Annotated in this window: 11 protein-coding genes; 3 read left to right on the top strand and 8 right to left on the bottom strand. The window is 55.3% G+C overall.

The window, feature by feature from the left end:
• Positions 1 to 32: 32 nt before the first annotated feature.
• Complete coding sequence (locus FKW31_RS10530; protein WP_150178525.1) at positions 33 to 851, bottom strand: DUF2076 domain-containing protein; 819 nt, start codon at positions 849 to 851, stop codon at positions 33 to 35.
• Positions 852 to 1,090: 239 nt separating this feature from the next.
• Here FKW31_RS10530 and FKW31_RS10525 point away from each other — a divergent pair, with 239 nt between their 5' ends.
• From FKW31_RS10525 to FKW31_RS10515, 3 genes are all read left to right on the top strand, one after another.
• Entirely contained in the window at positions 1,091 to 1,975 is an 885-nt protein-coding gene (locus FKW31_RS10525; RefSeq protein ID WP_035351216.1) for a glycine--tRNA ligase subunit alpha, read from the top strand.
• A 4-nt stretch (positions 1,976 to 1,979) separates the two neighbouring features.
• Positions 1,980 to 4,040: a glycine--tRNA ligase subunit beta gene (gene glyS, locus FKW31_RS10520; protein WP_150178524.1), complete on the top strand. Its 2,061-nt coding sequence runs from the start codon at positions 1,980 to 1,982 to the stop codon at positions 4,038 to 4,040.
• A 246-nt stretch (positions 4,041 to 4,286) separates the two neighbouring features.
• Positions 4,287 to 5,252, top strand: a complete 966-nt coding sequence (locus FKW31_RS10515) for a DMT family transporter (protein WP_150178523.1) — start codon at positions 4,287 to 4,289, stop codon at positions 5,250 to 5,252.
• Between the two features lie 2 nt (positions 5,253 to 5,254).
• On the opposite strand, the gene FKW31_RS10510 is transcribed toward FKW31_RS10515, so the two are convergent.
• From FKW31_RS10510 to dnaJ, 7 genes are all read right to left on the bottom strand, one after another.
• Entirely contained in the window at positions 5,255 to 5,425 is a 171-nt protein-coding gene (locus tag FKW31_RS10510; RefSeq protein WP_003623804.1) for a DUF1328 domain-containing protein, read from the bottom strand.
• A 132-nt stretch (positions 5,426 to 5,557) separates the two neighbouring features.
• Positions 5,558 to 6,316: an OB-fold nucleic acid binding domain-containing protein gene (locus FKW31_RS10505; RefSeq protein WP_063353402.1), complete on the bottom strand. Its 759-nt coding sequence runs from the start codon at positions 6,314 to 6,316 to the stop codon at positions 5,558 to 5,560.
• Between the two features lie 121 nt (positions 6,317 to 6,437).
• Positions 6,438 to 8,015, bottom strand: a complete 1,578-nt coding sequence (gene purH / locus FKW31_RS10500; RefSeq protein WP_063354824.1) for a bifunctional phosphoribosylaminoimidazolecarboxamide formyltransferase/IMP cyclohydrolase — start codon at positions 8,013 to 8,015, stop codon at positions 6,438 to 6,440.
• A 97-nt stretch (positions 8,016 to 8,112) separates the two neighbouring features.
• Positions 8,113 to 8,850 carry a tRNA (guanosine(46)-N(7))-methyltransferase TrmB gene (locus tag FKW31_RS10495; protein WP_006116847.1) on the bottom strand — a complete coding sequence of 246 codons (738 nt, stop codon included), beginning with the start codon at positions 8,848 to 8,850 and terminating at the stop codon, positions 8,113 to 8,115.
• A gap of 18 nt (positions 8,851 to 8,868) precedes the next feature.
• Complete coding sequence (gene metK / locus FKW31_RS10490) at positions 8,869 to 10,056, bottom strand: methionine adenosyltransferase (RefSeq protein ID WP_150178522.1); 1,188 nt, start codon at positions 10,054 to 10,056, stop codon at positions 8,869 to 8,871.
• A 188-nt stretch (positions 10,057 to 10,244) separates the two neighbouring features.
• A complete protein-coding gene (dapB, locus tag FKW31_RS10485; RefSeq protein WP_006116845.1) occupies positions 10,245 to 11,024 on the bottom strand; it encodes a 4-hydroxy-tetrahydrodipicolinate reductase in 780 nt (259 codons plus the stop codon).
• Between the two features lie 6 nt (positions 11,025 to 11,030).
• A complete protein-coding gene (gene dnaJ / locus FKW31_RS10480) occupies positions 11,031 to 12,173 on the bottom strand; it encodes a molecular chaperone DnaJ (RefSeq protein ID WP_006116844.1) in 1,143 nt (380 codons plus the stop codon).
• Between the last annotated feature and the right edge of the window lie 35 nt (positions 12,174 to 12,208).

Below are 12,208 nucleotides of genomic sequence, written 5' to 3'. Positions count from 1 at the left end.
CGGCCTTGAAGCCGCCCTTTTTAGTAAGTGGATCAGAAGCTCTGATCGTCTCCCCCACCCCAATCTCCGCCTGCATCTCCGGCATCTCCGCCCCAGTCAGAATTGTTTGCGTCAAAATTCGGATCTGCGCTGGTACCTGCCCCACCAAAAGGATCTGCGCCTGCTGCTGCTGCTCCTGCTCCTGCATCACCATAATAATTGTTAATGGTTTCCGTAGGGGCTGCGCCGCCACCCCATCCAGCATCACCGCCCGCAGCGCCAGCATCATGATGCCCACTGAAAAGGCTGGTGAGCGCATTGGCTGCCATCATACCGCCAGCAACACCTGTTGCTGTGGAAAGTGCACTGCCCAAAAAGCCCGAACCACCCTGAAACATAGAGGGACGCATACCATAAGGCATGGGCTGCGGCTGATATTGCGGCGGCATGGGTGCTGCTGCAGGGCGCCCACCCCAACCCGGAGGCGCTGCGGTTGGCTGCGGTTGGGGCTGAGCCTGCGGATTCTGCCCACCACCAAACAAACCACTAAAAAACCCACCCGATTTCTGTTGCCCAGAACCCTGCTGCTGGGCCTGCTGCAAAGCTTGTTGGGCTTGCTGTAACTGGAACTGAAGCTGTTGAATGCGGTTTTGCGCTTCTACCAGCGCGGCTTCCTGCACAACTGCCATTTGGGTGATACGGTAGCGGGCTTCCGGGTATTTCTGGAATTCCTGCGCAATAAACTGGTCTGCTTCCGGGTCTATTGGGGGCAGGTTGGGCCGCGTAGAAGGCACGCTGGCAAAACCACCCTGCGGCGCGCCGCTTACACGCGCAAAGAATTTTTCGATCAGATCGCGTTCGTCGTTATTCATCCCATACCTTCCCTGCCCTTTTGGGCCTAACGCTGGCGGCTACAGCCTTTGTTTTTACGCCAACACTCTGTCCAAGATGTGGCGCGGATACAAGCGCGATGCAAGAAGCCCTGCACAGGAAGAATTACACCATGGCCTACCTTCTCTTCCGGTTCGACGCATGGGGCTGTATGGTGTGCCCGCACGCAGCATATATATTGCTGCATTATAACGTAACCTACCGGAGTAGCACCCTGATCATGGACCCGGCGTCTGCCCGCCCCACTGAGCGGCCTCTTTCCTTTCAGGATCTTATCCTGACCCTTCACCAGTTCTGGTCCAAACAGGGATGCGCCATTCTTCAGCCCTATGATCAGGAAATTGGTGCAGGCACTCTTTCCCCCCATACCACCTTACGCGCGCTTGGCAGCAAGCCGTGGAAAGCCGCCTATGTGCAGCCCTGCCGCCGCCCCTCTGATGGCCGCTATGGGGAAAACCCAAACCGCTTGCAGCACTATTACCAGTATCAGGTTCTGCTCAAGCCCACGCCGGAAGAAAGCCAGAAACTGCTGCTAGACAGCTACCGCGCAATTGGGATTGACCCCGAACTACACGATATCCGCTTTGTGGAAGATGACTGGGAAAACCCCACCATCGGCGCATGGGGCCTTGGTTGGGAAGTATGGTGCGATGGCATGGAAGTAACCCAGTTTACGTATTTCCAGCAGGTTGGCGGTATTCCCGTAACCCTGCCTTCCACCGAACTAACATACGGGCTGGAACGTCTGGCCATGTATGTGCAGGGCGTGGAGAACGTGTACGATCTGGATTACAACGGCGCGGGCCTGACCTATGGCGATGTGTTCCTGCGCGCCGAGAAAGATTACTCCCGCCATAATTTTGAACTGGCGAACACAGACCTGCTGTTCCAGCATTTTACAGATGCGGAAAAAGAAAGCGTGGCGCTGGCCGAAGCCGGAGTGGCCCAGCCTGCGTATGATCAATGCCTGAAGGCCAGCCATCTGTTCAATCTGCTAGATGCGCGCGGCGTTATCAGCGTGAGCGAACGCGCTGCCTATATTGCCCGAGTGCGTAATCTGGCCAAGCTATGCTGTGAAACCTGGCTGGCTGGCGAGGACAAGTAAGATAATGCCCGAACTGCTGATAGAACTGTTCTCTGAAGAAATTCCAGCCCGGATGCAAAGTCAGGCAGGGGAAAACCTCCTGCGCCTGCTAACCGAGGCTCTGGCCCCCCTGCACCCACAGAATGCCGTGGCCGCCACCGGCCCGCGCCGCATTGCCGCCAGCCTGAACATTGATGCCACAGTGCCCGGCCGCACGGTTTCTGAACGCGGCCCGCGTGAAGGCGCACCAGATAAAGCGCTTGATGGCTTTACCCGTAAACACGGTGTTACGCGTGATGCCCTAACACTACAAAACGGCTTTTGGGTGCTAGAGCGCGAAGAACCTGCCGTAAGCGCGCAGGCCCATATTGCGGCTGTGCTGCCTGATCTGCTGCGGCGCTTCCCTTGGCCCAAATCCATGCGTTGGGGTGCTGGCAGCAGCTTTACATGGGTGCGCCCACTACGTCGTATTCTGTGCATTCTGGATGGTGAAGCCATACCTTTCTCCCTCGCTCAGGGTGAAGATAACGGGCACAATCTGGTGGCTGCCAACCTTACGGAAGGCCATCGCTTCCTCAACCCCGGTGCCGTGGCTGTGTCCAGCGCTACGGAATGGCGGAAAACCTTGCATGACCGCCACGTGATGGTGGATGCGGCAGAACGCCGTAAAACCATTGCAGAAGGCCTGAACACACTGGCTGCCTCCGAAGGGTTGCAGATTGTGCCAGATTCTGGATTGGTGGACGAAGTAGCTGGGCTGGTGGAATGGCCTGTGCCGTTCCTTGGCCAAATTGATGCGCAGTTTATGGAACTTCCTGCCGAAGTGATGCAGGTTTCCATGCGCGTGAACCAACGGTATTTTGCCCTGCGCAACAGCGATGGTTCAGCTGCACCGCGTTTTGCTTTTGTGGCCAACATTATCCCCGCAGATGATGGCACGCTGATTGTTACCGGCAATGAACGCGTGCTGCGTGCGCGCTTTGCAGATGCCCGCCATTTCTGGGATCTGGATCGCAAGCAAACGCTGGCTTCCCGCCTGAAGGCGTTGGATTCCATTACTTTCCATGCCAGCTTGGGATCACAGGGTGATCGCACACGCCGTATGGTGCGTTTGGCCGGTATTCTGGCCGATATGGTGGGCGCACCCAAAGCTGATTGCGAGCGTGCAGCAGAGCTGAGCAAAACCGACCTGACAACCGGTATGGTTGGAGAATTCCCCGAACTTCAGGGGGTAATGGGCGGCTACTACGCTAAACATGATGGCGAAAGTGCTGCCGTGGCTCAGGCCATTAGTGAGCAATATACCCCGCGCGGCCCCGGTGATTCCGTGCCAACTGCGCCGGTTTCTGTTGTGCTGGGGCTGGCCGACCGGATAGATATGCTGGTGGCTTTCTTTGCCGCTGGTGAAAAACCTTCCGGTTCGGGAGACCCGTTCGGTCTGCGCCGTGCCGCATTGGGCGTGATCCGCCTGATCCGTGAAAACAATCTGCGGCTTGATCTGGTGCGCCTGTTTGTTCTGGCTGCCGAAGCCCTGCCTGCTGATTTGCAGGATGCGCCTGATCTGGATCTGCTGCCACAGTTTATTGCGGAACGTCTGCGCGTGCAGGTGCGCTCCGAAGGTGCACGACATGACTGTCTGGCCGCAATTTCCGTCGATAATTCCGATACAGATATCGTGCGTCTGCTAGCCCGTGCCCACGCCTTGCAGGATATGCTGGAAACGGAAGACGGCAAGAACCTGCTGGCCGCCACGCGCCGTGCGGCCAACATTCTGCGGATTGAAGACAAAAAAGACGGCCCACACGAAGATAGCCCAGCCCCCGCCCTGTTCACACAGGATGAAGAGCGCGCCCTGTTTGACGCGCTGGAACGTGTGGAACCCGCCGTGGAAAAGGACTTTGCTGCCGAACGCTTTACCGATGCTATGCGTGAAGCTGCCAGCCTGCGTGAACCGCTGGATAAGTTTTTTGAAGTGGTTACGGTAAACGCCCCAGAACCAGAACTGCGGCTTAACCGCCTGAAACTGCTTTCCCGCGTTGTGCGTATGATGCGGCTGATTGCAGATTTCAGCCAGATTGAAGGTTAATTATCTGCATCGCTTGAGTTTGGCTTGCTGCATCTCAAAAGCAGCAAGCCAGCCAAAGCCAAGTATCGCTTTGGCACGCCCCATGCAGGCTAAACTTCTACACAACGAGTTGTACACGGGCGTGCAACTGATACCCGTAAAAAGCATAGCTTTTGCTACAACACTCTTTTAGACAGGCACAAACCTTTCTCCGGCAAAATTAAAGTCGGAACTGGCTTTTCCCGGTTTTTTGCATGGTAGAATAGAATGACGTCTTCCCGCTCTCTCACCCTTGGTGTGCTTAATGGTATGGGAAGCGGTGCGTTATGGGGCACTGTATTTATTGTCCCCCTACTGCTGCATGATTTTACATCTTTGCAAATAACAGCCGGACGCTACATTGTTTACGGCCTCATTTCCCTGATTTTACTACTCCCACGTTGGAATATTCTTAAAAATATTCTGGGAAAAGCCGAATGGAATGCGCTCATCCGCTTATCTATTCTGGGCAATATTCTGTATTACATTCTACTTTCTACGGCCATTACAACCGTAGGTGGCCCCGTAACCACACTTATTATTGGGTTTTTACCCATTGCTGTATTGGTGGTGGGCATACGTGCTGGCAGTAACATCCGTATCAAACAGATTGCCATCCCCATGAGCTTAAGCGTTATTGGCATTCTGCTTATTGTTTCGCGCAGCTTTACATCTCATGCTGCAAGCACCCCCGTACACCCGGTTGCTTTTTCTTCGCAAATTATCGGGTTATTTTGTGCTGTGGGGGCTTTGATATCCTGGACATTATATGCCGTTGAAAACACACGCTGGCTGTTAAAAACCTCTACGGTAAGCGATCATGACTGGTCTTTGCTAACAGGCGTTGTTACCGGCGCATTGGCTCTTGTACTGGTTATTCCTGCATTTGTTTTTCATGCCGCCCCCCATGCTTGGTTAGATTGGGCACGTTTTTGGGGTGTATGCAGCGCAACGGCTCTTTTGGCTTCTGTGGTGGCCAACGGATTGTGGAACCGCGCTTCCCGCCTGTTACCACTTACACTTTCCGGACAAATGATTATTTTTGAAACGCTGTTTGCTCTACTTTACAGCTTTGTATGGGCGCATCGCTGGCCAAGCTTTGTAGAATTTTGCGCCATTATCTGCCTGATAACAGGTGTGTTGTGGTGTACGGCAGCACACCGCACACCACATGACACATCTGAAAAAGCCTGAAATCAGGTTCGGGGTGTGCGGCCAAAAAAGAGGCTGATCACCAGCAGCACCACAAACACAAACAGCAAAATTTTTGCTATTTCTGTAAAATTACCTGCTGCGCCAGAAAACCCGAATATGGATGCTAGAAGGGCAAAAATTAGAAAAATCAGAACCCAGCGTAAAATAGCCATCTACTCTCTCCCTTCGGCCATACGTCAACACGCATGGCTGTTACTGGCCTGTAGTAGAAAGACTAACGCACAAAACCTGCAACAGTTTGCTGTTACCGCTTTGGGCTTACACTGGGCACCTAAAAGACGGTTTTAGTGTTCTTCTGCACCGGGAATAATATCATAAGCCGGGCTGCCGGGTGGTGGCCCGGGTGGCGGGGCATCCCCCACAGCAATACCCACCATTTTTTCGGCTGATGCGCCAATTTCTCGCGCATCAATGGCTGTGCCCAGTTCACCACTGCTACCTGTGCCAACAGCATAGAGCATTTGCCCCGGAGCAAGCAGATTGGCAACGCGCGTAGCTTCACGCGGGGTAATGCAGACAACAGAGTGATCTTTCAGAATCACACCTGAAAGCTCTCCATTGGCATTGTAAAGCTGCTGCCAGATTTCGCCGTGCAGCACCAAATCTGGGCCAGCAATCATTTCTGTAGAATGCACAGGCATAGCAATAAAGTTATCCTGCATGCCACGGCCACGCGGGCTGGTAATTCCAAACGCCCGGATAATAGGCAGCGTGCGCCCTTTTAACCCACGGATGGAAATAACATCCCCCGGTTTAACCAGCCCAGCCAATGCATGCGTTTGTTCGGGAGAGACAAAAACCTGCGTGCCATCTTCAAGCACCAGCCCAAAGACCCCACCATGCGGAGATGGCAGAAATTGCGCCACCTTACCGCTAAAGGAAGGCAAGCCAGAAAGATCGTACACACCATCTGCCTGCTTTTCTGTATGCGTCTGCCTAGCAGAAAAGGACTCTGCCTTAGAGGCAGGCGTTTTATGTGTCGGCGCAGCTACAGCCACGGAAGACACGAATAATGCAGCAGACAAAGAAAGCAGATAGCGCATAGCCCAACCGATTATGAAACGCCGCCCCCGCCCATATGTGCACGGGGGACAGCATTGCGTGAGATTCGTGGCCCTATTCTCTGCCACGAACTGTTATTCCCACAAGAGCGGGAAAAGCGTGTCAGTGGCGGAAATGGCGCATACCAGTAAACACCATAGCAATACCGGCGGCATCTGCTGCGGCAATCACCTCATTATCACGGATAGAACCACCAGGCTGAATAACCGCTGTGGCCCCGGCCGCAACAATGGTTTCCAGACCATCTGCAAACGGGAAGAACGCATCAGACGCGGCCACAGAACCCTGTGTCAGCGGCTTGTCCAGCCCAGCGGCTTTTGCGGCCTCACCACTTTTAGAAGCGGCAATGCGGGCAGAATCCACACGGCTCATCTGGCCTGCGCCAATGCCCACCGTGGCACCACCCTTGGCATACACAATAGCGTTAGACTTAACGTGCTTAGCCACACGGAATGCAAAAATCAGATCCTGCATTTCCTGTTCCGTGGGGGCGCGCTTTGTTACCACCTTCAGGCCTTCTCGGCTAATCTGGCCGTTATCACGCGTTTGGGCCAGAAAACCCCCTGCTACGGAACGCACGACAATACCTTCTGCCGCCGGGTTAGGCAGGCCACCAGTCAGCAGCAAACGCAGGTTCTTTTTGCGGGAGAGAAGCGCCTTGGCATCTTCTTCCGCATCCGGAGCAACAATCACTTCCGTAAAGATGGTGGAAATCTTTTCCGCCGTGGCTGCATCCAGCGTGCGGTTAAGGGCCACAATGCCCCCAAAGGCAGAAACCGGATCACACCGCAGGGCCTGATCCCACGCGGCCGTTAGGGAAGGTGCAACAGCCACGCCGCAAGGGTTGGCGTGCTTTACAATTACAACAGCCGGGCTATCAAATTCGGCAACAGCCTCAAACGCAGCATCGGTATCATTGATGTTGTTGTAGGAGAGAGACTTGCCCTGCACCTGCTGCGCCGTTGCTACACCGGGGCGCACTGTGCCATCACGATAGAAAGCGGCTTTCTGGTGCGGGTTTTCACCATAGCGCAGGATTTCTGCGCGCTGGCCAGCCATAATAAAGCGTTCGGGGAAAGGCTGCTGCGCCTGCTTGGCAAACCATGCGGCAATGGCGGCATCATACGCAGCGGTGCGCGCATAAGCAGCGCCAGCATAGGCACGGCGGGTTTCTAGCGTGGTGCCACCATCGCCCAGCGCATCAATCAACCCTTCATACTGGGCTGGGTCTGTCAGCACCACCACGTGGGCATGGTTTTTGGCTGCAGCACGAATAAGTGCCGGGCCGCCGATATCAATGTTTTCAATGCACGTATCGGCATCTGCGCCAGAAGCCACGGTTTTTTCAAACGGATACAAATTCACGGCCACCAGATCAATCGGGCCAATGCCGTGTTCTTCCATCTGGGCCACATGGGCAGGCAGATCGCGCCGGCCCAAAATGCCACCATGAATTTTGGGTACCAGTGTTTTTACCCGGCCATCCAGAATTTCGGGGAAGCCTGTGTAATCCGAAACTTCCGTAACAGGGATGCCCGCATCGCGCAGCGCCTTGGCAGACCCCCCGGTAGAAAGAATTTCTGCCCCTTGCGCTGCAAGAGCACGGGCAAGATCAAGCAAACCCGTTTTATCGGAAACAGAAATAAGGGCACGACGGATAGGCAGCGTCGTCTGGCTCATGGCGGACCTTTCGCATGGCAAAAACGTAATGCGGGCTGATGAACCCACATGCCACATGCAAGCCATCAACCGAGGGTGAAAAACGACAAAACCCGCCTTAGCGGCGGGTAAATGTCCAGTACATAGGCTGTCGGCCAGCGGCAATGGCCTTAGCCTCGTACCGGGTGGGAAACCAACCTTCTGGCCGGGTTAAAACGGGTGCGGGCGCTTCAAAGTAATTTTGAGCAGCCATAACTTCCTGCACCCATGCCTGATAGGTAGGATCATCACTGGCAACGCGCCATACTGCTCCGGGCTTAAGCACACGGGCAGCCAGCGCTACATTTTGCGGATGCACAAAGCGCCGCTTGGCATGGCGTGCCTTGGGCCACGGATCTGGAAACATCAGGAACAACCTGTCCAGACACGCATCGGGCAACACATTCAGCACTTGCCGGGCATCATCATCCCACAACCGCAGCATATCTGGTACGGGTGCAGTTGCTTCCTCCCCTACCGGCACAAGGCGGCTTAACAGGGAGCACAAACCATTATGGAAAACTTCGGAGGCAATATACCCCACTTCGGGATGTGCATTGGTTTGGGCAAGCACGTGCTCACCACCACCAAAGCCAACCTCAAACCAGATCTGCTCCGGCTGATGGCCGAAAACAGAAGCCGGATCTGCCGCGCGCTCTAGCGGAAAACGCATACGCGGCAGGGTTTCATCCAGCAGCCGTTCCTGACGGGGGCGCAACGGATGCCCACGCTGGCGGCCATACAGCCGCTCTGGCGGGGGTTTAACATCTGTTACCACAGGCTGACCATTTTCAGCCGAACCTTTAGCCTCCGCCATGAACAGAACGCCCTAAACTTAGCGGTTTAGCGCGCTACGCAGGGCATCAACCAGATCGGTCTGTTCCCACGTAAAGGTGTCCAGCTTAGCATCCGGCTGGCGGCCAAAGTGGCCATAAGCAGATGTAACAGCATAAATCGGACGGTTCAGGCGCAGGTGCTTACGGATACCGCGCGGGGTAAGATCCATAACTTCACGCAGCACTGCACCCAGACGGTTTTCATCCACATCCTTGCCGGTTTCATCCAGATCCACATAGACGGACAGTGGATGAGACACGCCAATAGCGTAGGAAAGCTGAATGGTGCAACGATCTGCCAAGCCAGCGGCCACAACGTTTTTGGCCAGATAACGGCAGGCATACGCTGCCGAACGGTCAACCTTCGTGGGGTCCTTACCGGAGAATGCGCCACCACCATGCGGGGCTGCACCACCATAGGTGTCCACAATAATCTTACGGCCTGTTAGCCCGCAGTCACCATCCGGGCCGCCAATAACGAACACACCCGTGGGGTTGACGTAGAATTCTTTTTCCGGCGGTACCCAACCTTCGGGCAGCACATTCTTAACCACCTGGCCCAGACGGCCACGCAGTTCTTCCTGATTGATGCCTTCATCATGCTGGGTGGAGATGACGACAGAAGTCGCACCAACCGGGCGGCCATTTACGTAGCGCAGGGTTACCTGGCTTTTGGCATCCGGCTGTAGGCCAGCTACAATCGGGTCACCCGCACGGCGCAGATCACGCATTTCATGCAGAATGCGGTGCGCGTAGTAGATTGGGGCTGGCATAAGGATATCGGTTTCGTTCGAGGCATACCCGAACATGATCCCCTGATCGCCTGCGCCTTCATCTTTCTCACCTGCGCTATCAACGCCTACCGCAATATCGGCAGACTGAGCATGCAGGTAATTCGCAGCTTCCGCATGACGCCAGGAGAAACCTTCCTGATCGTAACCGATATCTTTGACAGCTTCACGCGCCAGTTCAATCAGCTTGTCCGATGTTACGGAAGATGGGCCACGCACTTCACCCGCAAGAATGATGCGATTGGTGGTTACCAGCGTTTCACAGGCAACGCGGGCTTCCGGATCTGCCGCAAGATAAGCGTCCAGAACGGTATCGCTGATCCGGTCAGCAACTTTATCGGGATGGCCTTCGGAAACAGACTCCGAAGTAAACAGAAAATCGCCGTCTTTACGCATGATGGTGCCGTTTGCCCCACGCACTGTGAAAAAGGAAACAGATGCCCGCCCTAAAAAAGGGGGACGAGGTCGTATGAAGGGATAGAAAGCAGCGGTCAAGAGTATTGGCCAAACAGGCCAGCCAGAAACGCCGTTTTCAGCCTTGCGCCCAACGCGGGGCGGACACTGCCCGCCCCTTTAGGCTGGCATTAGAGCGGAGGCAGCCCCAGCACATCTTCCATGCTGTAAAGGCCGGGTTTGTGCCCTTTTACCCACTTGGCGGCACGCACGGCACCCGTGGCAAAAATGCGCCGGTCAAAGGCGCGATGCCCCAAAACGATCTGTTCATCTGCGGATGTGAACAATACTTCATGTTCGCCCACAATCTGCCCGCCACGCAGGGCCGCAAAGCCAATGGCTCCTTCCTTGCGGGGGCCGGTATGGCCATCACGCCCACTTTCGCGCACATCCGCCAGATTAACACCGCGGCCCTGCGCTACGGCCTCACCAATAGCCAAGGCTGTGCCAGAGGGGGCATCCACCTTTTGCCGATGATGCATTTCCACAATTTCAGCATCGTAGGAGTCTGCTGGCAGGGCACGTGCCATCATCTGCGCCAAACGCTGCACTAATGTAACACCGGGAGAATAATTGGCGGCATGCACCACAGCAATTTTTTCCGCGGCTTTGTTCACGGCAGTCTGTTGCTCTGCTGAAAGGCCAGTTGTGCCCAACACCCATGCGGTGCCTGCTGCGGCCAGCGCCTGCGCGTTAGGGATAACCGTATCCGCATGGGTGAAATCAATCACCACATCGCTGTTGGCTGCAAGCTCCGCCATATCCTTAAACAGCGCCACGCCTTGCGGCAAACCGCTTGCTGCTTCCGGCTTGCGTGTTGTGCCACCAGAAAGGGTTGCCCCTGCGGCCTGCACTTCTTCTACCAAAAGACGGCCCACGCGCCCCGTTATGCCTGCAATACCGATACGCATGAGCGCTTATTCCTTCCCTTCAAAAAAGTCCCGCACGCGGCGGAAGAAGCCCGTATGTTCTGGGCTTTGCTTCACATCCTCACCGGCTTCTTTTTCAAATTCTTCCAACAGTTCACGCTGGCGCTTGCTGAGGTTCTGCGGTGTTTCCACCGTTACCTGAATGTACATATCGCCACGGGCTGTGGAACGCAGAACAGAGAACCCTTTGCCCCGCAGGCGGAAATGCGCGCCAGTTTGCGTGCCAGCCGGAACTTTTACCTTGGTGCGAGAACCATCAATAACGGGCACTTCAATTTCTGTGCCCAAAGCAGCCTGCGCCATGCGCAACGGCACGCGGCAATAAATATTGGCACCATCGCGCTGGAAGATACTGTGTTCGTCTATGGAAATATGAATATAGAGATCACCCGGCGGCACACCATTGCCCCCAGCTTCTCCTTCGCCAGAAAGGCGAATGCGGGTGCCATCTTCCACACCGGCAGGAATCTGCACTTCAACCGTGCGTTCTTTTTCTATGGTGCCTTCACCGTGGCAAACCTTACAGGGGTTTTTCACCACTTTGCCTGCGCCATGACAGGTTGGGCATGGGCGTTCCACAACAAAAAAGCCCTGCTGCGCCCGCACCTTGCCTGCACCGTGGCAGCTTGGGCAAACTTCAACGCCCGATGCGCCATCGTTAGAGCCCGTGCCGTGGCAGGATTCGCACGCCACGCGGGTAATCACCCGCACATCTTTCTTTACGCCAGCAAAAGCTTCTTCCAGCGTGATTTCAACATGGGTCTGGATATCGTTGCCGGTGCGGGCACGGCCACCACGGCGGCCGCCCATCACGTCACCAAACATCTGTTCGAAAATATCGCCCAGACCACCGGCACCAAAACCACCGCTAAAGTCAAACCCGCCGGGGCCAGGGCCACCGCCTTCAAACGCGGCATGGCCGTACTGGTCATACGCAGCGCGTTTTTGTTCGTCCTTCAGAATATCGTAAGCTTGGTTGATTTCTTTGAACTTGGCTTCTGCCGCATCATCCCCCGGGTTCCGATCGGGATGATACTTCATGGCCAGCTTGCGATAGGATTTCTTGAGTTCATCAGCCGTGGCGGTTCGGGAAACTTCAAGAATTGCGTAGTAATCGAGCTGAGTGGCCATGGAAGTCCTCTTATCGGGGGCTGCCTCTAAAGCAT

Origin of the sequence: Acetobacter sp. DmW_136, assembly GCF_008690365.1 — a bacterium.
GTDB lineage: Bacteria > Pseudomonadota > Alphaproteobacteria > Acetobacterales > Acetobacteraceae > Acetobacter > Acetobacter oryzifermentans.
This window is presented reverse-complemented; position numbering and strand designations above follow the sequence as displayed.